Genomic DNA, 25,443 nt, shown 5'->3' on the forward strand with positions numbered 1-25,443 from the left:
AATTAACGATGACTTTGCCCTTATTTATGATACGGTTCTCCACAACTCATTATCTGGTAAAGCGGGTGTAAAAGCATTGTGTTCTGAAAACCAGAACACAATGCTTTTGATATCCGTTCTATTCGATTCCATCTCAATGGTTTTGATTAGAGCCCTTATTAGTTGTCTTTTCTCTTCGTTAGCCGCGTCTTCATAAAGAGGTATGAAATTGGACAACGCTTCTTGGATTAACGCTTTAGAAAAAGACATCTTATTACTTTTTTGAATGTGTAATTCTAACTGACTCATTTCTTTCATAATCCGTTCAATTTCACTCTCTGTTTCGTTCCGGTCTTCTTCATACCTTCTGGCAGTTAATTCACCATCTTTGTAATCTCTCTTGATCTGATCCAAGTACCTTTTTTCTTTATTCAAATTTGATTTCAACCGTGTGATTTGATCTGTAACATCGCCAACAGAATCAGAAAACTCATCGTTTAGTTTAGACAGTAACTCTTCGACTACCTGATTGTTATTTAACAATCCCTTTATAACCTTGATTACCTTCTCCTCAACTATCTCTTTCTTTATTAAATTTGAACTACAAGCCGTTTTTCCTTTGCTATGATAATTTTGGCACATGTAATAAAGGTGATATCCACTCCCGTCCCTTTTTTTCCTCTTACTCATTACTGTACCTGCCCCACATTCTGGACATCTCAATACACCTGCAAGAAAGAATTCACCTTTAAAATTGCTTGTATAGATTTGTTTTTCTTGCTGTACCTTATTTACTTCTTGAACTTTATCCCACAGATCCTTATGAATTATTGCATTGTGAGACCCCTCGGCTAAGATTGGGGTCGTCTTCCCTGACCTCCGTTTTGTATCCCAATTACGCATTTCCCCCCATTTAATTTGGCCAATGTACGCTTTTCTATGAAGGATATCTCTGACGGCTGTAACTGTAAACTTATTATTATTCTTCGTTTTATAGTCCTGACCGTTTATGATATTTACAATACTTTTATAACCTCTTCCTTCGGAACGAAGTTTAAATATCTTCTGTACCAGAGCGCTCTCTTGTTCATTGATTACCAACTCTTTATCTACAGCGTCATATCCAAGTATTTTGCCACCATTGTAAAGCCCCTTTTCAGCGCGCTTAGTCATGCCTGAATTTACACGTTCAATTATGACTGTCCGTTCATACTCAGCGAATGTTCCCAACAAAGAAATGAACATATAACCGTTTGTCGTTGAACTATCAATGTCGCAGGTGGTTATTAATAACTTTGCACCTCTAGAGTGCAACTCATGGTCGATAAACGTTAGAACATCTTTATTACTTCGTGATATCCTGTCAACTTTCCACGAAATTACTGCGTCATATTTATCTTCTCGAACATCTCTTAGTAATCGCTGTATTTCCGGTCTGTTGAAGTTTTTACCGGAATATCCTCCATCAATATAGATTGCAGTTGGATATACCTCATATCCCTTTTGTCTTGCATACTCTTTAACAAGAGTTTCTTGGGCTTCTAGAGAAAAACCGTTTCTTTGTTCTTCCGTCGATACCCTGACATATATGGCCGCACGCATTTGCTTAGATTCTTTTGTCATATTTTACGCCTCCCCATTTTTATTTTTCTTCGCTGCATATGCCTTCACTAATCCAGCAAGCACAGTCAAAACCTCTTGCCTCTTAATTTCCTCAACCGTTTTGATGCTCAAGTCATTTTCTAACGTGATTGTTTGAGTTATCTCTTTCTTCATCGATAACAGCCTCCTTAAGATTTTACTAACCCGCGGCTGTTTTGTAAGGTCCTGTATTGGTTAACAAACACAAAATATATGTTCGTCATAGTTATGTTCTGTTCTTCATTTAGGTTGTTGCCCCCAGTATATATCAAAACTCAAAAGACGAAAAAAGGATTATTAAACATAAGTAACAAAAGAACAAAAAACTTTAAAAACAAAAAAAGCGAGAGCGGAAATATATCCGCATTCGCTTTTTGACTAGATGTTTCAGGCCTAACTGTTACCTTGAGTGAATTTCTGTATGACCCTATCTAAATTGTACACAGATATTTGTTCAATAATCTCAGAAAAATCCCACGAAACATTCTTGTACCTTGTATCGACTTCAACATTGAAAACGGCATACATATAATCGCCTTCAATATTGGGGTGATTTAGTGATTTCATTTTCTCTGAACTTGAAATGTGTGGTCCGCTGCTTACTTTGTAAATCCCTAGTGCTTCCTTATTCCACGATCCTATTAAGACAATCGACTCCACACTAAAAAACGCAGGGTTAATATCTAATTCACCATCAACGAGGCCTAAACTTGAAACAAATTTGCCCTTAGATTGGACCCAATCAAATTCATCTTGTGTTTTCACTTGAGCCAAAATCATTTTGATGCTATTTACCGGCTTTTCTCTCTCTTCTGAAGCCAAACTTTTTTCTGGAATATTGGAGTAAACAGCCTGAACACTTTGTTCCTTATGAACTGAGTAATTATAATAGGAATAGTACTCCCTCATAGTTGAACGATTACATAAGTGATCAACTACACTATTTAAGAAATCAGATAAGCCCGCAATGCCAAATGCTTCACCTGTCTTTCCGGGAGAGATAGCAAACGCTCCTACACCAGGCAATAACTCATGATAACCATTCCATGTTTTATCTTGTGTACCTGGATATAAAACATAAGCACCTTCTGAACGTTTTATCGCATCTCTGTAAGAGTGCATTTTTAATAAATCCGCCCGCTTATATATACCTTCTCTTTGTCGCTCTTTCTCTTCGTCTAAGTCCTCTTCAGGTCTTCCAAATAGGCCTTCGACATTATCCACTTTATATTTAGCGTCAAAGTGAATGTGCACCATAAGTTCTTGTTCCTCAGCATCAGTAATAGAAAAATCTGCTGGCCAAAAACTTAAAGTGTAATCTGGTCTCATTTGCTGTGTCCAAGAACCTTGATCGCCTCGATCTGGTGTCCAGTTAAAGGTCTTATTATATGAGAACTGAACACGCAATTTTCGCCCCTTATTATCCCATATACCATCAATAACCAATTGCTTTCCTGACTTTAGTTTCATATACAAACCGTCAGATGACATCTCAATTAGTGATTTTACAGGTGGCTCACTTAATTTGAACTTTCTAGCCACCAAACTTAACAGTTGAAAGAATAGCCAGTATTCATATAGTAGAGGCAAATCACGCTTTCCAGAATTAAAAACATCTTCGCCACCTTCCCATATTAGTCTTGTGGCTAATTGAAACCTTAACCATGATTGCATTAACTCACGATATCCTGCTTTCCTTTGAAGAACCGTACTTCCATATGGAATATATGTCGGCTCTTGTATCCCCCTAAAAAAGTCTGCAGAAAGGGTTTCATAAAGATACTCATTAAGACCCCTAACCTCCGTCAGTAGCCTCTTATCGGCCATCCTCCGCTTTGTAGAAAGCACCTTTTCTATCTTACTCAAGAAATCAGAGTACGCTTGAAGTGAAAATTTAATAAATCGATTCTCTGGCGTATCATTCACTTCAACTTTTTCAGTAACCGTGATGGAAATAGGAATTGATGGACTATTTATACCTTTTGAGTGAAACAGTTGATGTAGTCCATGTGAAGATGGGATCGGCATTCGTCTAGGATTTCGAGCAATTTGCTTTATCGTTTCGGACGTATGCCTTACATTCTTTCTGATATCCCGATTAACTCTTTCGTCAGTCAAATATGTATGTCCGGTTGAAACAATCCTATGGACTGCATCTTTAAATTCCTTAGATTCAATTATCGATTTTAAAAAGGCAAATCTTTGTTGTATTGTATCGGGATCTTTGCCTGGATCAGTAGCAAGTTTTAATTGTGTAGGAGATTTAATATCAAGCAACAAATCATTACATTTATCACCAATGTATTGCAACATCGAACGATAATCTTCCCTGTAATTAATTTTTGTTGACCTGATTTCTAGACTCGCCCTACCGACCACTTCTCCATCGCTATTCTCTAACAAGAGTGGGAATAATCCATTAAATGAACCCGTTTCAATACGCCCTTTTTGTAATGAACCATTAATTTTACTTGGAATCACTACAGAATTGGCCCTAATATTAACCCCTGCACGGATGTCTTGAAGTTCATACTCATATACGCCGTTCTCGACCAACTGCACCCGTTCTTCATTGTATAATCGCTCTTCTGCTTGATTTAGAATGAATAACGAATTTCTTCTCTCGGCATAAATGACAATCTTCCCACAGTACTTTCTTGATTCGCCTTCAAAAATAACCTCAGTTACCTCGACTGTCTCCATATACTAAGCCTCCGCAAAACTGGTAAAACCATTTTGCTCCAACTGCTTTAGCATTCTTACAATCTTTTCGTAACTTAGCCTTAAATATGCTGCCTGCGGATTTTTTATATATTTGCCATCATCACCAACAGATAATGGATGGTCTTCTAGCATATCCATATATATTGCCTTAGTAGCCAGTTCTTTAAGTGAACCTTCATTTGAGAGAATTGCTTCTTGGTCCATACCAACTTCCCACACATGTTCGTTGTAACAAACTGCTGCCAAGGCACAAAGCAGTGGTTCTAGTTTCTTCCTCGAACCATGCAATTTAGGTAAAACCTTCTGTAGCACCTGTGCATCAAGTGCCTTTTCGAACGCAAAACCACTCGGTGAAATCAATTCAAAATAATAAATAAAACGAGCCATTTCTTTAACAGTTCTAAAACCGAACTCAGCACCATTTTCACTCAGGATATCAAAGAACAGTAATACTTCTTTCTTTAACTTGCTCCGGTTCAATGCATCATTATTCGGGCTTAAACTCGATGCTGCTACAAAGGCCCCAGCAAACCTCTTCCCTTTTCCACTCAATGCTTCTACTTGAACTTGACTTGGACTATCCATATATAAACTAATATCTTCACGGTTTACTCTAAACTCAATTGTATTAGCCCTGTCCAGCACCTTTGGAGAGAACATATATGTCGTTTCATCGACATTGACTGTCCCAATAATAAATAAGTTCTTAGGTAATCCATCTAGGGTTGGAGGCACACCATCCCTTGCTAACGAATCACTATGGAGGAATATCTGCTCATTTGACTCAATAGCAGAAAGGATATCGGCAAAATAACGTTCAACATGTGATAAATTCATTTCATCGAGAAGTAAAAAATAGGGATTCATTGAATCATTAGTTGCATTTAAAATAACATTTAACGCTTGTGTCCTAACGTATTTGTTTCCGTCCAAAGCATCTGCATACCCAAGAATATTATCCCTACTTGTCCAATCGGCGCCTACGGAAACTAATTCAAAATTGCTGGGGGTATCTGTTTGACTTGCTGATATCCACCTAGCGAATGCCTGAGATAACTTAGTTTTACCTGAACCAGACAATCCAGTGAAAATTACAAATGGTTTCGCCAAACAACTTGCAATAAATCTCGAAATAAACTCAACACTATAGTTAAGTCCTACAGCAGCAAGATCCTGATGAAATGCGGAAATAATATCGGAAATTGAGTCAGTATCGTACTCATTGGTTATCGCAGCGTCACCAATATAATAAGAGAACCACTCCTCTTCATTTTGCGCCTCGAAGTATTTGGGAGGGTTCTGAATTATTTCTTTAATAGCAGGTATGGAAGTGGATGTGAGGTGACGGTACCCTTCGCTATCAGCATTCTGACTAATAATTAGCCCGCCCCACCCTGCAAAGGAGTACCATGGTGCAATTCGAGCGGTCGGCTGATCTGTATGGACAGGCTCACCTAACAAATCGTGTAAAACATCCTCGCTTGTTGCTGAATAACTTGTGATTTGTTCCCTAGCATGTTTTATCTTTTGAATTGCCTCATCCAGGTCTTCCATTTTCGTTATCCGTAAAATCACTCTATTCATTTCTTCGAAATGAAGTTTGTTATCTAAATTGTACATAGCCTTCCAAATACATATGCATGGAAGAACATCACATGTTTCTGGCAGGCCATAGTTATCTGACGGGTTACGAAGTTGGTAGCGCGACAAGATACTTATTGCAGTCTTCGCCACCTGACTAAAAATTCTATCCCGTTCCTCTTCTAAATTGCCTTCCATAGAACGAATTCCTGTACCCAGTCTGGAAAGTCGCAATTTGTTTTCACTGTCTTTGAAAACCAACCCTAGTTTTTCATACATTTTTCGGTATGATCTAATTCTTTGGTCGGTTACCCCCCAGTCGGTAGCATCTGCTTGACCTCTATAATCATTCCAGTCATGACCATCTAATTGGGTGAATTTTTGTAAGTGCTCACGTAAATCTGCGTTTACCTGAATTTCAAGAGCAGGAAATTCCGTTGTATCTCTTGCACCACTAGGCCAATGTTCCATGATTATCGGTCACCCTCCGCTAACAATATCTCTTTAATTCTGGTAGCAATTGCCTTAGCAAGCAAAGGAGGTACGGCATTCCCAATTTGTTTTGCTGCTTGGACTTTTGTACCAAAAAAAACATAATCGTCTGGGAAAGTCTGCAGTCTTGCGCCTTCCCTCAGCGTAATTGTTCTGTCTAATTCTGGATGCCCAAATCTGCCCCTAGAGAAACTATCAAATCTCGCAGTTATAGTCGGGCTTGGTTTGTCCCAAGCCATTCTTCCATAGACGTCCAAATGCCTATGTGTGCTATTGTTTTTATGACAATCCAACTGTAAATGTTCTGGGAGCGAGTCTCTACCTTGACCTTCAGTAATTGACCTGATACGTTCAAGATTAATTGGTGAAAGTTTGTCTGCTTTATGATTATGGATTTTTTCGTCATCAGTAAACATTAGGTCATAGATTGCTTCTCTCACTGTTGCCGGTGTAGTAGCAATATTCCTAGTGGGTTCAGGAAACGTAAATTTAGTAAAGGGACCTTCCGTTTTTTCTCCAACGATAAACACACGCTGTCTACCCTGCGGGACCCCATAATTAAACGCGTTTAACTTCTGGATATGAAGCACATAACCAGCCTTCTCGCACTTCTTCTCCAATTCTCGCAAGACCGGCTTACCTCTTGTAGACAGCAGGCCTGCAACATTTTCCATTACAAAAAACTTTGGCTGTGTCTCTAAGACAATACGTATATATTCCATAACTAATTGATTGCGGGGGTCATTATCTTCGCCCCTTCTTTGAACACTAAAACCTTGACATGGTGGTCCTCCGAAAACCACATCAAGGCCATCAATTTTTCTTTTAACTTCTTCTTCAATAACTGTTTTATTGATTTGATAAATGTCTCCAACATGACCATGATTGCCGAGGTTATTATTGTATGTCTCTATACACGCCGGGTCATTATCAAGAGCATAGAGTATATTAAATCCCGCCATTGTAAATCCTAAAGACATTCCTCCAGCACCGGAGAACAAGTCAATAGCGGATAAAGTTGAATTGTTGCTCATTTTTACCTCCAAATATTCAGTTTCTCTGTTGCTTTAAATGAGCAATAACGCTGCTATACGATTGAAAGAATGGTTCTTCAATATTTTCTTCTTCATTAGGACGATTCTGACCAGCCATCATTGTAAGCACATGTGCTGCTAAATGAGTCGAGAACACAGGCGGTACTGCATTACCTATCTGCTTGTACTTATCGTCAAATGGGCCCTCAAAAATGAAATCTTGAGGGAAACTCTGTAGTAAGGCTGCTTCTCTTATAGAGAGTCCCCTATCCTGTTCTGGGTGTGTAAATCTGCCGCAGGAAGGGGTCCTACACCTAGCAGTCATTGTTATCGCAGGTTTATTCCAAGCAAGTCGACCGTACACATCATAAAAACCTTTAACTTTATCTAAACAAGCAGGTCCCACTCCAGGTGGACGTGAGCCACCATCCTTTGGAATCTGTTTTAATATTTCCACTGTTTCTTTTCTATGATTTGAAGTCTTATGCATTGGGTCATCCTTACTTGCTTCACCCGCCTTTAAAGGAGGAAGATGTCCAATTGCATCTTTAACCGTTTTGAATGATTCCCTTGAATATACAGGTGCTGGAACCCTTGGACTGAATTGTTTCGAAGCCAATACCACTGCACGATGCCTTTCTTGCGGAACACCATATTCAGCCATGTTTACGATACTTGAGGTGACTTGATATCCCTCTGCTTCTAATACGGTTTTAAATGCATTAAAATGATGCCAATGCTTCTTTGCTAGTAAATCTGGCACGTTTTCCATAATTATAAAATCGGCTTTCAACCCAACAGCGATTTCTGCAAATCTCCCTACCAAAGAGTTCCTTGAATCCTTCCTTGGATCCTTTTTGCGATGGGATGAGAAACCTTGGCAAGGCGCACAGCCAATTACAATGAGTGGGTTACTTTTATTCCTATTAGCCTCTAAAAGTTTTTCAATATCTGATATCTCCGCATTACCTAAATCTATTTGGTGTGAAGCAACACCATAATTAGTTTCATAGGTTTTATTAGCATGTTTATCGAAATCAAAGGCTCCAATATTTCGGAAATAACCCGTCTCCTCACCGACCTTATGGAACCCATATGACATTCCACCTGCACCCGCGAAGAAATCTACAAAGTCAAAGGTTTGTTGTTTAAGGGATTTACGAATTCCAAGCCAGTCTATATAATTCAAGTGGTCTTTTAGTACACTCATTATGAATTCACTTCTTTCTTTGTAGAAATATCGTATTTAAACTCGAATTCGGGCAAAATATAAAATTCTATATATCTCACAAAAAGTCCTGCTTGTCAACCAATATCCCCATTATAGCAAATATGTGTTCGTATACATAGAGAACAAAAAAAGGAGCGGCTTTCCGCTCCCTCCGGGTCTATTCTCTATCCCATAAATTCTACGCTTTCAATTGCTACTTGCATTTCTCTCATCGATGGGGTGACATATATTCGACTGACATCTACAGAACTATGCCCCAAAATATCTGCTATGAGTTCTAGCCGCGGCACCCGTTCCGCCAACTGTTTCGCGAAAGTATGTCTTAGCATATGTGGTGTTACCAAAACCCCCGTCATATCACTGTATTTTTTTAAAATGTGTTGAACTGCCCTAGTGGTTAATTTGCTCCCACGTGATGTATAAAACAAATATTCGGTATCGCCTTCATGAATACGAAGCCATTCCTGAATTGACCTATATGTATTTCCTCCTATTGGGATTATTCTTTGTTTATCACCTTTACCACTCTGTATTAGCAATGATCCTTCGGAAACATGGTTTACTTTAATATTAGTTAGTTCAAAATTCCTTACACCACTGTTCACCAGAACTGATAATATTGCTTTATCCCTAACTCTCTTTAGTTGACCAGCATGTTGCTGTGTCTCTATCGCATGAAATAACCTGCCTACTTGTTGTCGTGACAACCATTTTATTTGGTTTTGGCGTTGAATTCGTTTTACAGTGATATCTGCAGCAGGATTTATTGGTATATAACCCTCCTCATTTAAAAAGGAAAAAAACGACTTTATTGCAGCGATTTGACGGTTAATAGACGATGCCGCCAATGGAGTATTTGTTTTCCAGAAAGAAACCAAGTCGCGGATATCTGTCTTTGTCACGTTTGCTATGCACAAATCCTGTGTTGTCCCAGAATCCACCCACCTGACACTCAACCATTCAACAAATTTTTTAAGGTCCTGCTTACAATATCCTTCAATTGTCCTTTCACTTTTACCCTTTTCGCGTAAATGATCCCTGAATAAAATAATTGCATTCTCAATAGACAATGTAGAACCCTGATCGTTAGACATATTATCTTCTACTCCTTCTCTTTGTAGTGTTATGCGACAAAAAATCCCCATGCATTTAACGTATTATGTGACGAAACTTTATGCCGCTAATTGTAATATTCGTCGCCCAATTCATATTGAGCGACATAAATTTGGGTTCTTCTTTATGACCAATTGCAATTCTGGATTGGTGTTGAGGATGAAACTATTTGGACTAATAACTTCACATAGCCAGACACACATATAATTCTTTTATGAACAATGCCGCAATTAAAAACAATCCGAGTATGAACAGTATGTTTAGGACATACTGTCCGACAAGCCACAATTTATTTTCGGTTGTTTCATTTTTCCAGTTGTTCTTTATCTGATCCCATCTTTCTATGTTTCTCTTTTCAGTCTTTATATACGATGGTAGCGTCAGAACAATTAGAATCACAACCAAGAGCACTACTCCGACATAATTCATGCAATACCTCCGAATAAATATATTAGAGAGGCTCACTGACCTTGTTGTCTAAGTTTAGTTTGAAATCATCGCAAATCGTCATCTTCCAAGTACTCCCCTCCTGTGCGAGTAGTAAAACGAACTATCAAACAAATAGAGACCTACCAAAATAAAGGGCATTATCCCTTATATCTTTGGTAAGTCTCTCTATCCTTAGCATGACGGTTCCTGCTCTATCTTTTCCACTTACAGAGGCCAAGTCCTTTTTTCTTCTCCAGTTATATTCCCCTTACTTTCGATAGTGCTATCTACGCTGCATTTTAGTTATACTATGAGAACAAGCCCTATTCATTTCTCCTGCTATTTTCTCCTATCTTAATTTGAGACGATTTGCAGTCAAATAATTTTTATTTAACCCATATGGAATAAAAGACTAATGGATATCTATTTTATTCTGCCGTTTAGATTTTAATTGATTTTATTACGAGTTCTTATTCCTTATTAGGATTTTAAGGATTAATGGAAAAATATAAAATAATCCTCTCTATCGCGAGAGAAGAAATGCCCCTTTTTATGTACCACTGGACATGCTTATTGTTTCAATTTATCTAATCACAAGCCGAAAGTAAGTAAAAACGAAATCAGTTTTCATAAATTTTAATTTTCATCATTATCAGCCAAGTTTAATTAAGAATGGATATGAACAGTTATTAAAAGTATTGAAGTAACTGTAAAAGAGTTTCGAACTACTTACAAAATCAAAATGAAGAACCTATTATTCTGTTAATAGCGGTTATGAATAGATTTATTTAATACTTTCATATATGAGCCGCTAATAACACCACCTTATTATTACTGAGTTTACTATTGCAAACACTATTTTGCTGTGTTCACTTATATTTACGAATATCGTGTAAGTTTTCATCCTTTTTCATCATCTACTTGGAATCGGTTATATGGAATGATGTATGTGTTGGAATTTAAAGTTTATTTCTTGCTGATCAGTAAATATAATTAGCGAAAAACAAAAATAAGACCCTCCAAACCGTTGGAAAGCCCTATAACTTATAATCTTTTTCGTTTTTTGATAAGTGTCGTAAAAATTAGTTCCCGAATTCCGTTAACACTATGTAATCTCCACACCCGCGGCAATCAATTCGCACTTCTTCCAACTGACCTTCTGTATCAATATTATACTCGATATTATTTTCTAGAATTTCTTTTGTTTCTTCATCAGTTCTCGATTGAGTTAACTTATCAACGAAGTCCATATAAAGATTTGGACTAATCTCCAATCTCATATTCGTTTCAAAAACATACATTTTCTTTTTGATCAATTTCCGATGTAAATAAGCATGCTGACCTACCGTCATTGGTGTTAATTCGACTTTCGTTCCGCAGCGTTCACACTCAATACTCACCTTCATCCAACTACACCCCAAATTTACAAGATAATAGAATCATAACATGCACTGTTAGGAGAGAAAAGTAATGCGGCTTCAAAAGTAATACCCCTCTGTTACATTGATACTAGAAGCCCTATTCTTTCGTCCATTGTTTTTTTGATAAATTGCAAAGGGGACATCCACTATATAAAAACAGACCAGTCACCCCTACCTATTGCGAGTTAAACTAGTCTGTACTTATTATTATCCGTCTTTTGTGTATTACTGAAGCCGCATAGCCATCGTAACAAGAAGAGCATCCCCGAACATAATTCGGTATATATAGCATTCGATTTTCCGTAAGGAATCCCTTTATTATTTTGCATAGTTTATCTGAATCCTAAATCTTCAATATCTCGCTGCTGAGCAAAGGTTCTCACAATACGATACGAATTTATTGCCAGGACAATCATGACCACAATCATTAAAAAGACAAAAAGAGGAGTAGATGCGGCGTTCCAGCCTACATACCTAAATGCCCAAAAGAACATCCCTGCGAGAATTGGTAAAGTAACAACATAGTTTAAAAGCAAAAAAAAGAAAAAAGAACGATAGTCTGTACTATATCTAAACATATTAGAATCGCCTCCAAGCCTGACCCGTCTTTATCAAAAAGAAGCAGGGGAATTGTTCCACTGCTTAAGATATAAGGCCATTGATTTCGAGCATCATTGCTTCAATAAATTGATCGTCCGGTTCAGGTACAAAATTGATATGACTTACTAAAACATAACTCCATACTTCGTCTGGAATAGTCGTATAAAAAAAGTCTGTAACTTCCTCAAACAATAGGCCATCCACCGTCTGTACCATATTAGTTAAAAAATACATATAGTTTGTTTCTATTGCTCGTAGAATGTTCTGGCTCTTCACTATGTATATTTTATATTTCTGCATTGAAAACTCCAATACTTTTGTTCTGTTAAAACTCCCAAACCGGTTCACATCCATATTCATCAATCCATGCCTCCCTGATTTCTTGAATAACTTCTTCCAAGGTTCCAAGTTCAAACGTTTTATTGTATTCTTTGTAGATTTTTACGAGCACCATCATGGAGGGAAGGACTTCCCAACTTCTAATATTAATCAGTTCGTCCCCATTTGGTGCAACCACACGATTTATGAAAACCGAATGCGTTGTAAAGTGTTTTACAGTTATATAAAGTGTGTGTCCCGATGCTGTAAGTTGTTCAATCTCGTTGCTTTCTTGCACAAGTTTAGCCATGCAGTTAGCCACCTTCCGTTAGATAAATGTATTTATATCTAATTTGGCGACTAAATGTTTATATCCTGTTTTTCAGGAATTACACCTTTAAGAACTCAAATAATCCTCCAAAAAAGAAACGATTTCAGTCGCACTCTCCATATACCATACGATAGGAGGGATCATTGAGGCGATCCATGTTTCGCTACCTTCATCAAAAACCTCTACATGGTCTTTGTATAGGTTGTAACCTCTCCTAGATACCTCATGGACGATTATCCCGTTAATACGGTTTTGCTTGGTGATTGTGGACTGCTCCATTCGTTGTGTAGCCTTGTATACTGCGAGTGGGAAGATAGGAGTTTGTCCGGTTGCACATTTATAACACATGCTATGTTCACTCCATTTCATTAGAAAATATCGTTGATGTATGATAACGTGCATCTAAAATAATGACAACCTCAAGATATCTTCATTACAAGATGGAGCATGGGCAGGGACTATAGTCCTATTTTGTGTTGTGCTGTAATTCTAGAGATATTTTTAACATCTTCTTTTCATCGGAATCTCTACCAGGAAAACCGGAAATTCAATTCCAGGGTTTCTTCAATCCTCCAACTTTACTTCCAGTCTAAAAATATGGGTAAGAAACTAAAAAACCTTGTTTATCTAAGGATTGGGTAATTCAATTCCAGACTTCCAAACTTTTAATACCTTTAATAGAATGAAACGAATATTTGAATGTATAGATACCAGACACGAGAAGAAACAAAAAAATATCCTTAAATAAATCATCTAAACTTGGAATTTTGGAAATGGTGTTTTAAATCCTTATACAACGGGCTTTTTTCCCTTCCAGAGTTTGTTGCAACTTTGGTATGAGTCTGGAATTTGGAATTGATTCTTGGAATGCAAACAAAAAACAGTGGGTTATTTCCCACTGTTGATGAAAAGACCTTCTGACGCCCTAATTATTTTTCAACATATGCAATGCCGTACAGAGTTTGTTTCTGGTCTCCGTTTCTCCCCTTCTTCTTAATGACTCCGTAATGACGTTCCAAGTAACTGTAGAACTTACCGGATTTAAGATAATCTTCGGAAGTATCGATATTTATCTCAAGATCATTTACACAGAAGCGGGTATACAACTCATGCAAGAAAGTCGAATGAATGGTCGCATTTTTATCGAGTATACAATTTTCATGAACGAACTGTGCAACTGTATCGTCCTTTAGTTTATAGTTCTCAACCGCACTATTTACTTCATCACTTTCGGTAAATACGTAATTGTTCCTGTGGAGTCTCATTAGGCCTTCCATCATCCACATGAAGATGTAGTCTTTCTCTTTTAGAAATTTATCAAAAAGAGCAGTGTCCTTCTCTTCCTCACGAACTCCGTATTTGAAAGGTATAATTAGCAACCGATTAAAAAACGCGGCTGATTTATCTCCATGATTAGCAGGTAGTTCATTTACTGAGAACAACAATTTTGCTTTACTCTTAAATGTAACCGGTTCCTGAACATGTTTGATATCTGCATCAATTTCATCGTCCCCGGACAGAGCCTTGATTAAAGAAGCGTCTGGGATAGAACGGTTGTCCAAATCTGCAAATGTGTTCAATAATTTATTTTGTAACCGAGCAATCTTAAATCCAAACATATCTTGCAGTTTCACGTGACTGATATTGCTGCTATCTAAAAAACTCTCTAACAATCCGAAAACCTTACTTCTACCGTTGTTTCCCGCACCTTGAAAGATAAAGAATTTCTTTGCATCTACAGAAGAAGTAATGCAGTAACCCATGACTTCCTGAAGCACAGCCTGAGTCTTTTTATTTGGCATTACATAGTCCAAATATTTGTGCCAAGTGATTCCGTCTTCTTTAGTAAAATCAGCATAATAGTTTGCATGTATTCTATAGGTCATGAGTTCGTCGGGACTATGGCCTTCGCGGAAGGTATTAGCCTTAAAATCAAATACACCGTTATTAAGATTAAGCAGATAAGGATTTTTATTCACTTCACTTCTATGTTTATGTAATTTATGGTGGACTCTCCATTGTTCAAATACATCGAGCATTCTACTAAAAGTTCTAACAGATGGTTCCATGTCCATGGATATAATACGAATAGCATCATCCCGGTTTATTTGTTGATAGAAACCGTCTTTATAAACATAAAGTTTGTTATCAATCGTTATTGCTTGATAATCATCAACCATGTGTTCAGCAAACAATCCCGTGTTAACTTTTACGATTTCGTCATTTTCTCCGTATTCATAATAATATTTGCGATCAATGGAAGGAGGCTCTTTCTTTTCCTTTTTAGATTTGTTATTTGTACTTTTCATTGCTGTGTTTATGTCAATCACATTATCTTGCGGTTTGATTTCTTCTACAGGCACTTCCTCCATGGGGTTTACTTTAGGGGCAGAAATTAATCTGGTATTAAAATCAACACCTTGAAAATTGGACATTTTCTTCTTGGGCATTTCGTCCTCAAATGCTGGCAAACTAATTTTATTCATATTTCGCTCTCCTTTCGAAAAGGGAGAACCTGCTATATTGTACGACTCCGTTGTTTCTCCTCACGGTGGCTATGCGTTCCACCTGTTCTATCTAATTAATGCGGACTTCCGCTGAAAACTTAAAACCAATCCATATTTTCAAAAACAATTATCTAACCTGTAGCGGTTCAAGATAATTCACAAAGTTTGCATGAGTTGCTATTGGTTTGCCGACCTCCTTTATCAATTCCCATTCTTCGAATTCTAGATTTCGGAATGTTTTTCTTCCGTTCTTACTTACAAATTTGAACTCCCAAATATCTAAGTCTTCAGAATATCTCCGGTAAACATTATATCCTTCTATTTTTAATGCCTTGCCATTCCGTGATTTCACTTTTACCAATCCATATTCTTGAAACATAACTGTTTCTGATAAGGAATGAAAATCTTTGGCTTGTGCGAGCAGTCCTTCTTTTTTAGAAGTATATCCAATCATCGTTATCACTCCCTTCTGTAGAACAGAACTAGATATGTCCATCGCTGTGAACAAGAATATCTGTTCCAATTACACGTACAATTTGTACATTTATGTCTACTATCCTGCATATTTCTCCGAAATTTTTTTATTTCTGTCACAGCCCATTTCACTTATTTCTTCGACGTTTTGCGCTATGGACCGAACATTAGTTCTCGACCTATAATTATTTAAGGGAGGTGCTAGATGAATGTTGTTGGGTTTTATCCCCTTTGGAATATGAGAAAAAGTGAAATTATAAAACTGAAGGAACAGTTCGCCTCGAAGGGATTTCGGTATGTAGCAACCGCCCGTTCGGTAGACAATCTGAAATTAATCTTGCAGGAGCAAGATATAAAGGTTATTGCCATTAAAGACTTTCATGCCAACTGGAGCCCACTGGACAAGTTGCGATTAGTTATGACGGTTGGCAGCAGAAAATGGTATCACGTAGGAACCGAGGATATCCGTCTACTTGACGAAATAAGGGAGGAATTAATGTGGGAGCAGCAGATGAAGTAATTTTCTTTATACCGCGTTTGCCTGATAAAGAATTGGCAAACGTCAGGAAGATGGCCGGGGTGTGGGGGTACAAGATTAAATCTTTTGCTCATTCAGTTGAGGAGTTGGAAAAACAAATATTGTCGGAAAAACCTTTCTTATTACTACTGTGGGACGATACCAGTCTGGAACATTGCAAAGACGATTTTTATAATTTAATGATACGGTTTCAACAACAGTTTTATCTCTTTGGTAAAGGTGAAATGCACTATCCAACAGGGAATTGCTTTATGACAGATTATCATGTGAATCGACTTATTGGGGAGAACAAACCACCGCAATATTATCGAATTTAAAGTAGGCGAAAGCCTACTTTATTTATTAGTACATGGACTTGAAACTCAAGATTTATTTCTGTAGTCTCACAAAAGACCATCTACTATTTTATGTTAGACTCAGAATAATAATTGCTATTACATTGGGGGGAGATCCTGTGGCTTACACTAAACGTCATCGAGACATTTTTAATAAAGGCGAGTATCTTGAGAAAGAGAAAATTTACTTTCTAGGGAGGACAGGTGAATACGGGACAATTGCCAAACTATATAGATATGGCATTGATGCTTTTCTGACTAATGGAAATAGAAAAGCCTTTGATATTATTGCAACAAAAAATCATAAAAATGCCTACATACAAGTAAAGACATCTAAAGAGCAGTCCTTCCCTACCCGTTTTTTTCAGAAGTACTATGACAACGAGATCCCCTCACCAGATTTTTGGGTATTCGTTTATTCATTCCCTGAAACGAACTGGGTGTACAAGGAACGCTATTTTATTTTAGCACATGAAGAACTAAAGCAAATACAGGGACAATTTGTACTACCCTATTTTAAGAAGGAAGGCGCTTCAACAATTGAAGATGTGATGAGAATAGAAAAAGACAAAATACTTAATAAAAAACCAGTCGGTGTCGACAAGATTCCTCTGAATTTAATTTCGAGTTATGAAGATAGATTTGATAAGATATGGAACTTTCTTAACTAAGAAAAACGCGTCCTAAATTAGGACGCCTGAAATCCAAAATATTCTCTAACTTTATATCCAGATAGGTGCTTTGTTAACTCTTAAGTTAATTTAAGCAAGTTTAGTACCTGAAGAACCTCCGCAGGGCATTCTATCTCTACAGACTTATCCTCACTGACCCATAGTCTTATAATACCGAGTCTATCTAATGCAAGAGACACTCCATTTAACCTATCTTTAATTCTAGGGATATTTGGGTTTGCGAGCATTATTAAAGTGTTCTCGGAAGAGTACTCATACTGCTTTAATACATACAGTATTTGATCACCTAGATGTGACTTAATTTGCCCGTGCCCAAATACATATTCGTTTTGATTATTTGCCATCATACCTTTTGATTCCACAATGATGGAATAACCGCCTTTTATTCCATACACGTCATATCCTTTTTCTTTATCAACTGCAACCTTCTTAATATCCACATCCTTAGACATTAGGAAATGTGCAACTGCAGCATTCACTTCATTTTCGTTCATCATAAAGGGATCAGGGCACTTATGTATAGGAATTCGGTCTCCCATTATTTAATCACTTCTCCAGACTAGTATCTTACCTCTCTCTGTGATTCGAATCCTTCATACTTGGGCTTTAGCATACAATGTAGCGCTGCTTCAACAAAATTTTGAACAAATACTCCAGCACATTCATCAATTTCTATATCAACGCGTTCCACATTTTTCTTTATCCATAATCCAACATTTTCTTTTGTGAGATTATATTTTTTCATCTCATTATCCTGGAGAAGAGATAATGCTAAGTTGCTTTGACTACTTGCTGGATTGTAGTGGTGACTCTGTAATCGTGCCTTACTCCTTTTCCCCGCTTTACCAACCTTTAAATATTCAGAAGCAAATTTAAAGGTGTACACGTATAGTTTATCCGCACTAAACGGGACTATATGTGGATTCCCCCTATTAATTATTGATATTTTATCTTCCTCTAATTGGACTCCCACTTGTCCTAATAAATGAAGCAAATGACCCTTCATATCTAATAGTGAATTCATAAAAGTAAACCTCAACTTTCAACGTAAGGTTCAATCGTGGCACTCAAATCCCCTTAAATTAAGAAGTCCTGGCCACCAGGACTTCTTCACAAGACGTTAAAAGGTCACATAAATGCCCCGAAGTATTAATTCCATCTTTAATCGAACTTTAATCCTTTAGTTTCTTCACCACAATCAGGGCATACAGCGTCGCACTTCCGTTCATAATTTATCTTTTCTTCACCATTTAGATTGGCCGGGTACTTTTCCACCTCTTTAACAAGAAGTACTCCCCCACATTTACAAAAATACATGCTATCACCCCAATTATTTAATGACTAATTGCAATTCAGTAAGTTTAAGTGTGAAAATTTTTAATAGAAAAAATGCTCTGCAATAAACTTTTCGTTGGGCCCATTTCCTATCAATATTTTTGTGACTGGTTGTCTCTGTAGGATCAATGCGCAATCTGACTCTGTTAATTGCATTATAAAATTATTTGAATCTATTTCTTTAACATATCCAGTATCTGAGATATGAACTCCAATTTGAGTCTCTCTTATCGGAGTGTCGCTCCCCATACTTTTCAAAGCCGCATGCATTTGGGTATAACCCGCTAGCCTATCATACATTGTTAATTAACTCCTTTCAGGATTCGTAAATCCAACTACCAATATATATATATAATACAACCTTTTCTCACGTAATCCTCTACTAGATCATATCTATTACCTTGCCCTTTATCTGCTAATTTGGGTTCAATTTTAAGCGTACAAATTGAATGTAATATTCCCTACTGGGGTAACATAATAATAAGCAGCGGCATATACTGAAATGTGAAATAAAAATGAGTTTAAATTTTGACGAGTTTTTTTTTCTATGTTATTATCAACTTACAGGTGATTCCATACCGCTAAGTTGGAGCCTTAAAAGTTGGTGATTCCACACCGTTAAGTTGGAGCCTTAAAAGTTGGTGATTCCATACCGTTAAGTTGGAGCCTTAAAAGTTGGTGATTCCATACCGTTAAGTTGGAGCCTTAAAAGTTGGTGATTCCATACCGTTAAGTTGGAGCCTTAAAAGTTGGTGATTCCACACCGTTAAGTTGGAGCCTTAAAAGTTGGTGATTCCATACCGTTAAGTTGGAGCCTTAAAAGTTGGGTGATTCCATACCGTTAAGTTGGAGCCTTAAAAGTTGGTGATTCCATACCGTTAAGTTGGAGCCTTAAAAGTTGGTGATTCCACACCGTTAAGTTGGAGCCTTAAAAGTTGGTGATTCCATACCGTTAAGTTGGAGCCTTAAAAGTTGGGTGATTCCATACCGTTAAGTTGGAGCCTTAAAAGTTGGTGATTCCATACCGTTAAGTTGGAGCCTTAAAGTTTGGTGATTGCTTGAATATAGGATTGTTCGAAGAGCAACTAGTTGCTCTTTTTTTCTTACGTTTTTAAAAAATTACATATGTCGTATTGGTATAGGGGATCTAATGGACGTTAAATTTTATACAGTAACTGATGCTTACATTGATTATCTTCATTCCTTTGATAAGCGGGTACAAAAGCATAAAGATGATGGGTACCCTAAACCCTACGTAGGCATAATAATGTCAATGGGAGGTTTTAATTATTTTGTTCCTTTATCATCTCCTAAAAGCAAACATGCTACTATGAAAGAGAATATAACATTTATTAAAATCTTGGATGGCCAAGACTTAAAAGCAGTTATTAACGTTAATAACATGGTTCCTGTACCAGATTCCGAATATGAATTATTAAAATTTGAGGATTACAAACAAGAACATCAAGATCTCCTTAACAAGGAATACAACGAAGTAAAGCGAATAGCAACTAAGATAATTCGAAATGCAACAAATCTATATAGGATGGTAACTGTACAACCCGAGGAAAACAGTGGTTATGTGAAACTTTGCTGCGATTTCAAAATGCTTGAACAAAAGTCTCAAGAGTACAAACAACCACAAAAACAAGCAAATTAGAAATCAGGGGTGCTGTGCCCCTGATTTTCTTTATTCCCCCATGAAATTACTTGGTAGGGAACCAATATCAACCCTAAACTCTCCTTTTCGCTTTACCACTATTTGTGATACGGTTCACCGTATCACTATTGCCGCGAATCTCGAAATCGAAGGAACAGTTGCTTGGCTGGGGAGTATGCAAGCAGACAAAGCCTCTATTCCATCACTCGGAATAGAGGCTTTTATTTTCCATTGAGCTTACCTGCTTTAATATTCTCCTTTAATCACAAAAAAAGAGCCCCGAATTGTTCCCGCTAGTTTGGACTTCTGCCTGGCAAACTTGAACTTCGCTTCTAGCTCCTTGGGTATCTCCATCCCCTCAGAAAGCTTAAAACCAACGGCCCGCTTCTTAGGATCATCCACCGTATACATGACATTGAGCGCGAGCCCGTCCTCATAAAAGACATATGTAAACTTAATATTTTCTACTTGAAAACTCGATGTCTCAAGCGGGGTGGCCGCGAACTCAATATCACGTTCTTCTTTCAAAATCCGCTTCACGTAATCAAGGCTCTCCTGGCTCTCACTCGCGGGTACAACCGTGAATTCATGCTTGTATTTGTTCATAAAGTAACGAGCCTCATTCGCACGTAGCCCAGCAAGTGCTTCTGCTACAGGTGATGACTCTAAACCAACTGTTGACACATCTTTGAAATCAACGATATAGGACATTGCAATCCCTCTTTTCTCACTTTATTCCAAGCTTTATTTTTAACGAGTGCCTCTTTTCAAAAGATACGACGTTATGGCGCCAAAACCCTGCATTTCGGCGAATTGAGGTTACTTTTGAGAATCCAGAATGAACATCGATGCATCTTGTCCCATGAATATTTTACTTCCGCTATAAAAAGTTCTGGACGTAACTTCCCTGTACCCGATTTGGGTCATAATTTTAGTCAGCTCATCTTGATCAAAGCCGTTATGAACGAGGTCTGAAGCTATATTCTCATTCTTATCGAAATCGACGATTAGTAAATGTCCTCCCTCGTTCAGAACCTCGTATAGCCGGGATAGGACGAATTCAACATCCTTAATATGAAGCAGAACCTGAGCCATAAAGATATAGTCCGCCTTTAAACCCGTGAGACCGCCCTGTTCAAAGTCAAAGCATAACGTATCTGCATTCTGAATATTCATTTCAGAAATTTTCAGCTGAACTTGATCAATCATGTTCGGTGATGTATCCAGAAAGAGCACAGAACGAAACTCGTCTAATAAGTTCATTCCGACAAGGCCCGTTCCACATCCAAAATCGATAGCATTCTTGCCTTTAGCGTCAACTAACAATTCCCGGATCGCATCCGATGATACCTTGGCGATTTGAATTCTGCCAGGAGAGTCATACTTATCCGCAATCATTTCAAACTTATCCGTATTTCCCATTAGTCTCTCTCCTTTAGCCTGGTTCTAAGCAAACTACGGTCGGATCAAGACATGACCGCCCTATATCCTAAGGACATCCATTTAGGCTTTTATGTCGATACGGTACATTCGGCTAGCTCCCTTCATTCGTGTAGTCATCCACTTTATATATAATGGTCTCATAGCTGTCCGCCCATAATGCTGAGGGAGCATTCCCCGCGTGAAGGCTGCTCCGTCCCGTGCGGTAGAGCAGATTGCTTGGATTTGTTATAAATTCTTCTGCCAGGGAGTCTGTATCAAACTGAACGAGCACAGATTCCGCGGACAGATTCACGATAATTAAAAACTTAATGCCATTATGCTGCCTTATGTACGATAACACCAGCTCTTCCGAATTACGTATGAACTCTAATGTCCCCGCCCAGAATGCCGGCTGATTCGTCCTGAGATGGATCAGGAATTTATAGTGCTCGAACAAGCTTGTATTGAACGACTTCCAGTTGAGCCTATACTCATCGAATAGGGACGTCCATGTGGCCATCGTATTCTCATTGAACTCCTGTCCCATCATGATGAGGGGAACACCTTCCAGCGTTAGTAAAATCGAAGCCGCAGCTCCTGTATAATCCGTACCCAGGTACTCCGATATTCGGGTCTGCTCTTTATCCTCCAGCCAATTCATTCTTAGGGAATGCTTGGGGAAGCTGTACTTGTAAGAGTCATATATCGCGATAAAATCTGCCTGTATGATCGTTCTGTCCATCATCTGACGAATCAGAATGCGGGGATTCCCATTGTAGGTCAGATCACAGGATTCAAGATGATGATACTCATCGTAAGACTGGGAGATCAGGATTAGATCTGTTTTCACTACCTGCAAGGCCTGCTTGATCTCCGTGAGGAAATCATAGGGGGTAATATCCGAATCATCCAGCCTTATTCCATCAAAATCAAACTCGGTAATCCAGTATTTCATAGCTTCAATTACATATTCCCTCATGCCCCGGCTGCTGAACTCCAGACCGGCAAAATACTCACGGTGGGGCACATCATAGCAGATCTCACCTTGTTCATTATGCGTAAAATACTCGGGATGACTTCCCGTTAGAATATGGTCCACGCTTGTCCGATTCAAGACCCAATCCAAGATGACTCGGATCCCATTCGAGTGAGCTGTGCGCATAAAATACAGCAGATCCTCTTTGGTTCCAAACTCCGGATCGATCGAATAGAAGTCTTGGACCGCATAGGGGTCCCCGTATTGGCCAATTCTGCGTTCTTGTCCCACTTCGTTAAACGGCATCAACCACAGCGTATTGATTCCCATATCCTTAAAGTAGCCTATCTTATCAGCCAATCCCCGGAATCCGCCTTCTGTAAACGCGCGGAGATGCAGCTCGTAAATGACCGATCTCTTAAGCCACTCGGGACTTGGGAGAGCTGTAAAGTTCTCATACATATAGCCTAGGCTGCTGCTCGAAATCTCATTTGTGCGGATGAGTACATCCCCATTCTCCGTTACCGTAATCGAGGAATTATTCTGTCCGTCCTCCGATATGCTCGGATTGAGCGGGTCTACAATCCACTTGGTATCATTCAGCACAAATTTATAGAGGTGCCTTCCCTTCGGAATAGGCAGTTCAATCTCCCAACCTGTCCCATCTTCCATACGGTTCATATAGTGTCTATCGCCATTCCAATTGTTAAAAGTTCCAGCTACAGCAACACGATCAACAGGAGTATCCGAATAATAAATAAAGCGTACGCCCTCAGATCCCTTTGTTGGAAATTCGTCCAGCATGGCAGGACCTCCTTAATTGCAGATTCCCTTCTATCGTATCTGTAACGAGACAGGCTTCCAATATCCAATACCACTCCATCATTATGCTATTCTGTTGTGTTCATCCGATCGCTTTCGCTCTACAGTTCCAAGCTTCCCCTCCGTTACGCCTTACCTAATGTCACTTTTTAACTATGCCTTATAGAACGGTAACGTTAGCTCTGGCAATAATTGCGTCTTTAAAGCTCTTCGGGGAACAATGATGGACTCGTCTAAACAGCTTGTAGAAGTGTGACAGGTTCGGCAGTCCGACCTGTTCGGCAATCTGGGCAATGCTGAGATCTTCGGTCAACAGCAGGCGTTCAGCATATTTAATTCTGCGATGAATGACGTAGTCCGTGAACGTAATGCCCAGGGTCATCTTGAAATATTTGAGGAAATAGGTATAGCTGAAATTCACGAGATTACAAGCCTGCTCCACCGTGATTTTGTCAGACAAGTGAGCTTCCACATAATCGAAGACTAACTTCAGCTTGGCATAGTTCATCGAACGATTGTGTTCTAACAATCCCTTATGATCATGACGTAACAATAGAAAAAGACATTTCTTCACCAAATAGTTAATGGCCATCTCATAGCCTCTTTGCTTCTGCTCGTGTTCCTGCTGAAGTTCGATTATTGTTGTGTAGAACCGCTGCTGTAGTTCTGAGCTATCCCTGAACAGCGAGTTTAACTGCACCAGCGGCAGCAAGGATTCCTGAAACAAATACAGGAATGGAAGCATATTGGAATCCAGGAAGGCTTCCAGCTCAAATTGGATCACCACATAATCAACCACTTCGTTCGGCTTCCTCAGATCGAGATGGGGCTCACGGGAGCCCAATATGAGCACATCCCCCGCTTGCAAGTGATACACTTCTGCTGGTGTATGGATTTCCATTCTTCCAGATCGTACAGCGATGATCTCCAGCTCCGGATGGAAATGCCACCCATGCTGACATATTGCCGCACTGTGAAAGCTGCGCACTTGAATACGAAGCAGCGGATCGTTGTATAGAATCGGCTCTTCAAATAATTCCATCTACTTCATCTGCTCCTCGATTACCTGCTGGGTCCCGAGCAAAATCAGCTTCAATCCGAACTCAAAAGCTCTATCGGTCCCCATTAGCTCGAACAGTCCGTTCGTGAACATCCTCCGGAACAGTCCCGCTTCCGACTCACTCATAGAGTCCAGGAGCTGAGTCATCTCCTCACCCGGAAGCTCCTTCTGCTCCTTAAGAACAGCGGAGACATTGCGCTGATGCTGATAATCATCCAGAACAAAATAGTAGACATAATTCACTAGCGTAACAACGACTTGCATCTTCTGCTCTTGATCAAGTGGCGTCGATTCCACACAGAGCAGCATACGGTTGGTGAACCGGATGATGTCCGGTTCGTGGGGCAGTGTCATCATCATGAGCTGCGTGGAACAGGGGTACCTGCTGAGCACACTCCGTATTGTTACCGCAAGCCCTATCAGCTGCTCCTTCCAGTCCCCCTCGGAATGGAACTCCTCCAGAATTACCTTCGATACCTGGCCCGCCAGACGCTGGTAGATATTCTGCTTGCTCTTGAAGTACCAATACAAAGAGGGAGCCTGAATCCCCAGCCGATCCGCTAATCGCCTCATGCTGAATTTCTCGATATCCCCCTCTCCAAGAAGCTCCCAAGAAGCTTCCAGAATCTTATCCTCCGAAATCTGAGGCTGCTGCTTTTTCATCCGTATCCGCCCTTTTATCTATATAAGTTGAACTAATGATTTACGTGCTAGGCTGCCGTGTGAAA

The 25,443-nt window shown here is 38.9% G+C and carries 26 protein-coding genes; 4 read left to right on the plus strand and 22 right to left on the minus strand.

The genetic code is table 11. The features are described 5' to 3' along the window. Positions 1-24: 24 nt before the first annotated feature. The 14 genes from ACRRNK_RS21805 to ACRRNK_RS21870 all read right to left on the minus strand — a co-directional run bounded on the left by ACRRNK_RS21805 (position 25) and on the right by ACRRNK_RS21870 (position 15,855). Positions 25-1,602 (minus strand): recombinase family protein, encoded by a 1,578-nt coding sequence (locus ACRRNK_RS21805; RefSeq protein WP_433944683.1) that lies wholly within the window; start codon positions 1,600-1,602, stop codon positions 25-27. A 3-nt stretch (positions 1,603-1,605) separates the two neighbouring features. Then, complete coding sequence (locus ACRRNK_RS21810) at positions 1,606-1,755, minus strand: hypothetical protein (RefSeq protein ID WP_433944684.1); 150 nt, start codon at positions 1,753-1,755, stop codon at positions 1,606-1,608. 258 nt (positions 1,756-2,013) lie between these two features. Then, positions 2,014-4,323 carry a DUF2357 domain-containing protein gene (locus ACRRNK_RS21815; protein ID WP_433944685.1) on the minus strand — a complete coding sequence of 770 codons (2,310 nt, stop codon included), beginning with the start codon at positions 4,321-4,323 and terminating at the stop codon, positions 2,014-2,016. Between the two features lie 3 nt (positions 4,324-4,326). Next, on the minus strand, positions 4,327-6,396 hold the full coding sequence (locus ACRRNK_RS21820; RefSeq protein WP_433944686.1) for an McrB family protein: 2,070 nt from the start codon (positions 6,394-6,396) through the stop codon (positions 4,327-4,329). A gap of 2 nt (positions 6,397-6,398) precedes the next feature. Continuing rightward, complete coding sequence (locus tag ACRRNK_RS21825) at positions 6,399-7,451, minus strand: DNA cytosine methyltransferase (protein WP_433944687.1); 1,053 nt, start codon at positions 7,449-7,451, stop codon at positions 6,399-6,401. 16 nt (positions 7,452-7,467) lie between these two features. Then, the gene (locus ACRRNK_RS21830) at positions 7,468-8,661 is read right to left on the minus strand and encodes a DNA cytosine methyltransferase (protein WP_433944688.1); all 1,194 of its coding nucleotides are present in this window, start codon (positions 8,659-8,661) and stop codon (positions 7,468-7,470) included. A gap of 185 nt (positions 8,662-8,846) precedes the next feature. After that, positions 8,847-9,776, minus strand: a complete 930-nt coding sequence (locus tag ACRRNK_RS21835) for a tyrosine-type recombinase/integrase (RefSeq protein ID WP_433944689.1) — start codon at positions 9,774-9,776, stop codon at positions 8,847-8,849. Between the two features lie 202 nt (positions 9,777-9,978). After that, positions 9,979-10,224: a hypothetical protein gene (locus ACRRNK_RS21840; RefSeq protein ID WP_433944690.1), complete on the minus strand. Its 246-nt coding sequence runs from the start codon at positions 10,222-10,224 to the stop codon at positions 9,979-9,981. A 1,082-nt stretch (positions 10,225-11,306) separates the two neighbouring features. Continuing rightward, positions 11,307-11,630, minus strand: a complete 324-nt coding sequence (locus ACRRNK_RS21845) for a hypothetical protein (protein ID WP_433944691.1) — start codon at positions 11,628-11,630, stop codon at positions 11,307-11,309. A gap of 347 nt (positions 11,631-11,977) precedes the next feature. Beyond that, positions 11,978-12,223: a hypothetical protein gene (locus tag ACRRNK_RS21850; RefSeq protein WP_433944692.1), complete on the minus strand. Its 246-nt coding sequence runs from the start codon at positions 12,221-12,223 to the stop codon at positions 11,978-11,980. A gap of 64 nt (positions 12,224-12,287) precedes the next feature. Then, positions 12,288-12,605, minus strand: coding sequence for a hypothetical protein (locus ACRRNK_RS21855; protein WP_433944693.1), 318 nt, complete (start codon positions 12,603-12,605; stop codon positions 12,288-12,290). Next, a complete protein-coding gene (locus tag ACRRNK_RS21860; protein ID WP_433944694.1) occupies positions 12,571-12,873 on the minus strand; it encodes a hypothetical protein in 303 nt (100 codons plus the stop codon). The genes ACRRNK_RS21855 and ACRRNK_RS21860 overlap by 35 nt, the downstream gene beginning before the upstream one ends. Before the next feature lie 950 nt (positions 12,874-13,823). Then, the gene (locus tag ACRRNK_RS21865; RefSeq protein WP_433944695.1) at positions 13,824-15,380 is read right to left on the minus strand and encodes a DNA primase family protein; all 1,557 of its coding nucleotides are present in this window, start codon (positions 15,378-15,380) and stop codon (positions 13,824-13,826) included. A 148-nt stretch (positions 15,381-15,528) separates the two neighbouring features. Next, a complete protein-coding gene (locus ACRRNK_RS21870) occupies positions 15,529-15,855 on the minus strand; it encodes a hypothetical protein (protein ID WP_433944696.1) in 327 nt (108 codons plus the stop codon). A 225-nt stretch (positions 15,856-16,080) separates the two neighbouring features. On the opposite strand from ACRRNK_RS21870, the gene ACRRNK_RS21875 reads away from it, so the two are divergent. The 3 genes from ACRRNK_RS21875 to ACRRNK_RS21885 all read left to right on the plus strand — a co-directional run bounded on the left by ACRRNK_RS21875 (position 16,081) and on the right by ACRRNK_RS21885 (position 17,419). Next, positions 16,081-16,395, plus strand: coding sequence for a hypothetical protein (locus ACRRNK_RS21875; RefSeq protein WP_433944697.1), 315 nt, complete (start codon positions 16,081-16,083; stop codon positions 16,393-16,395). After that, positions 16,374-16,730 (plus strand): hypothetical protein, encoded by a 357-nt coding sequence (locus ACRRNK_RS21880; protein WP_433944698.1) that lies wholly within the window; start codon positions 16,374-16,376, stop codon positions 16,728-16,730. The genes ACRRNK_RS21875 and ACRRNK_RS21880 overlap by 22 nt, the downstream gene beginning before the upstream one ends. A gap of 137 nt (positions 16,731-16,867) precedes the next feature. Next, positions 16,868-17,419 (plus strand): hypothetical protein, encoded by a 552-nt coding sequence (locus ACRRNK_RS21885; protein WP_433944699.1) that lies wholly within the window; start codon positions 16,868-16,870, stop codon positions 17,417-17,419. Between the two features lie 80 nt (positions 17,420-17,499). On the opposite strand, the gene ACRRNK_RS21890 is transcribed toward ACRRNK_RS21885, so the two are convergent. The 3 genes from ACRRNK_RS21890 to ACRRNK_RS21900 all read right to left on the minus strand — a co-directional run bounded on the left by ACRRNK_RS21890 (position 17,500) and on the right by ACRRNK_RS21900 (position 19,075). Next, on the minus strand, positions 17,500-17,937 hold the full coding sequence (locus ACRRNK_RS21890; protein WP_433944700.1) for a hypothetical protein: 438 nt from the start codon (positions 17,935-17,937) through the stop codon (positions 17,500-17,502). A gap of 62 nt (positions 17,938-17,999) precedes the next feature. Beyond that, complete coding sequence (locus ACRRNK_RS21895) at positions 18,000-18,464, minus strand: hypothetical protein (protein ID WP_433944701.1); 465 nt, start codon at positions 18,462-18,464, stop codon at positions 18,000-18,002. 353 nt (positions 18,465-18,817) lie between these two features. Further along, a complete protein-coding gene (locus ACRRNK_RS21900; RefSeq protein ID WP_433944702.1) occupies positions 18,818-19,075 on the minus strand; it encodes a hypothetical protein in 258 nt (85 codons plus the stop codon). A gap of 850 nt (positions 19,076-19,925) precedes the next feature. Between ACRRNK_RS21900 and ACRRNK_RS21905 the strand changes: the two genes are divergently transcribed. Beyond that, positions 19,926-20,435 carry a type III toxin-antitoxin system ToxN/AbiQ family toxin gene (locus ACRRNK_RS21905; protein ID WP_433944703.1) on the plus strand — a complete coding sequence of 170 codons (510 nt, stop codon included), beginning with the start codon at positions 19,926-19,928 and terminating at the stop codon, positions 20,433-20,435. A 246-nt stretch (positions 20,436-20,681) separates the two neighbouring features. Here ACRRNK_RS21905 and ACRRNK_RS21910 read toward each other — a convergent pair whose 3' ends face one another. From ACRRNK_RS21910 to ACRRNK_RS21930, 5 genes are all read right to left on the minus strand, one after another. After that, positions 20,682-21,146 (minus strand): phage tail protein, encoded by a 465-nt coding sequence (locus ACRRNK_RS21910; RefSeq protein ID WP_433944704.1) that lies wholly within the window; start codon positions 21,144-21,146, stop codon positions 20,682-20,684. Positions 21,147-21,254: 108 nt separating this feature from the next. Continuing rightward, positions 21,255-21,857: a class I SAM-dependent methyltransferase gene (locus ACRRNK_RS21915; RefSeq protein ID WP_433944705.1), complete on the minus strand. Its 603-nt coding sequence runs from the start codon at positions 21,855-21,857 to the stop codon at positions 21,255-21,257. Between the two features lie 112 nt (positions 21,858-21,969). Then, the gene (locus ACRRNK_RS21920; protein ID WP_433944706.1) at positions 21,970-23,637 is read right to left on the minus strand and encodes an alpha-amylase family glycosyl hydrolase; all 1,668 of its coding nucleotides are present in this window, start codon (positions 23,635-23,637) and stop codon (positions 21,970-21,972) included. Positions 23,638-23,815: 178 nt separating this feature from the next. Continuing rightward, on the minus strand, positions 23,816-24,697 hold the full coding sequence (locus ACRRNK_RS21925) for an AraC family transcriptional regulator (protein WP_433944707.1): 882 nt from the start codon (positions 24,695-24,697) through the stop codon (positions 23,816-23,818). Further along, complete coding sequence (locus ACRRNK_RS21930) at positions 24,698-25,378, minus strand: TetR/AcrR family transcriptional regulator (RefSeq protein WP_433944708.1); 681 nt, start codon at positions 25,376-25,378, stop codon at positions 24,698-24,700. Positions 25,379-25,443: the final 65 nt, after the last annotated feature.

This window comes from Paenibacillus sp. SN-8-1 (assembly GCF_050995535.1).
Classification (GTDB): Bacteria; Bacillota; Bacilli; order Paenibacillales; family Paenibacillaceae; genus Fontibacillus.

What these genes read in the sequence shown, in the direction of transcription:
- ACRRNK_RS21930 (WP_433944708.1), bottom strand. Translation starts at nt 25,378, where the DNA reads ATGAAAAAGCAGCAGCCTCAGATTTCGGAGGATAAGATTCTGGAAGCT.
- ACRRNK_RS21825 (WP_433944687.1), bottom strand. Translation starts at nt 7,451, where the DNA reads ATGAGCAACAATTCAACTTTATCCGCTATTGACTTGTTCTCCGGTGCT.
- ACRRNK_RS21890 (WP_433944700.1), bottom strand. Translation starts at nt 17,937, where the DNA reads ATGATGAACGAAAATGAAGTGAATGCTGCAGTTGCACATTTCCTAATG.
- ACRRNK_RS21830 (WP_433944688.1), bottom strand. Translation starts at nt 8,661, where the DNA reads ATGAGTGTACTAAAAGACCACTTGAATTATATAGACTGGCTTGGAATT.
- ACRRNK_RS21845 (WP_433944691.1), bottom strand. Translation starts at nt 11,630, where the DNA reads ATGAAGGTGAGTATTGAGTGTGAACGCTGCGGAACGAAAGTCGAATTA.
- ACRRNK_RS21860 (WP_433944694.1), bottom strand. Translation starts at nt 12,873, where the DNA reads ATGGCTAAACTTGTGCAAGAAAGCAACGAGATTGAACAACTTACAGCA.
- ACRRNK_RS21905 (WP_433944703.1), top strand. Translation starts at nt 19,926, where the DNA reads ATGGACGTTAAATTTTATACAGTAACTGATGCTTACATTGATTATCTT.
- ACRRNK_RS21820 (WP_433944686.1), bottom strand. Translation starts at nt 6,396, where the DNA reads ATGGAACATTGGCCTAGTGGTGCAAGAGATACAACGGAATTTCCTGCT.
- ACRRNK_RS21900 (WP_433944702.1), bottom strand. Translation starts at nt 19,075, where the DNA reads ATGTATGATAGGCTAGCGGGTTATACCCAAATGCATGCGGCTTTGAAA.
- ACRRNK_RS21875 (WP_433944697.1), top strand. Translation starts at nt 16,081, where the DNA reads ATGAATGTTGTTGGGTTTTATCCCCTTTGGAATATGAGAAAAAGTGAA.
- ACRRNK_RS21835 (WP_433944689.1), bottom strand. Translation starts at nt 9,776, where the DNA reads ATGTCTAACGATCAGGGTTCTACATTGTCTATTGAGAATGCAATTATT.
- ACRRNK_RS21855 (WP_433944693.1), bottom strand. Translation starts at nt 12,605, where the DNA reads ATGAATATGGATGTGAACCGGTTTGGGAGTTTTAACAGAACAAAAGTA.
- ACRRNK_RS21815 (WP_433944685.1), bottom strand. Translation starts at nt 4,323, where the DNA reads ATGGAGACAGTCGAGGTAACTGAGGTTATTTTTGAAGGCGAATCAAGA.
- ACRRNK_RS21910 (WP_433944704.1), bottom strand. Translation starts at nt 21,146, where the DNA reads ATGTCCTATATCGTTGATTTCAAAGATGTGTCAACAGTTGGTTTAGAG.
- ACRRNK_RS21915 (WP_433944705.1), bottom strand. Translation starts at nt 21,857, where the DNA reads ATGGGAAATACGGATAAGTTTGAAATGATTGCGGATAAGTATGACTCT.
- ACRRNK_RS21920 (WP_433944706.1), bottom strand. Translation starts at nt 23,637, where the DNA reads ATGCTGGACGAATTTCCAACAAAGGGATCTGAGGGCGTACGCTTTATT.
- ACRRNK_RS21925 (WP_433944707.1), bottom strand. Translation starts at nt 24,697, where the DNA reads ATGGAATTATTTGAAGAGCCGATTCTATACAACGATCCGCTGCTTCGT.
- ACRRNK_RS21865 (WP_433944695.1), bottom strand. Translation starts at nt 15,380, where the DNA reads ATGAATAAAATTAGTTTGCCAGCATTTGAGGACGAAATGCCCAAGAAG.
- ACRRNK_RS21850 (WP_433944692.1), bottom strand. Translation starts at nt 12,223, where the DNA reads ATGTTTAGATATAGTACAGACTATCGTTCTTTTTTCTTTTTTTTGCTT.
- ACRRNK_RS21870 (WP_433944696.1), bottom strand. Translation starts at nt 15,855, where the DNA reads ATGATTGGATATACTTCTAAAAAAGAAGGACTGCTCGCACAAGCCAAA.
- ACRRNK_RS21895 (WP_433944701.1), bottom strand. Translation starts at nt 18,464, where the DNA reads ATGAATTCACTATTAGATATGAAGGGTCATTTGCTTCATTTATTAGGA.
- ACRRNK_RS21840 (WP_433944690.1), bottom strand. Translation starts at nt 10,224, where the DNA reads ATGAATTATGTCGGAGTAGTGCTCTTGGTTGTGATTCTAATTGTTCTG.
- ACRRNK_RS21810 (WP_433944684.1), bottom strand. Translation starts at nt 1,755, where the DNA reads ATGAAGAAAGAGATAACTCAAACAATCACGTTAGAAAATGACTTGAGC.
- ACRRNK_RS21805 (WP_433944683.1), bottom strand. Translation starts at nt 1,602, where the DNA reads ATGACAAAAGAATCTAAGCAAATGCGTGCGGCCATATATGTCAGGGTA.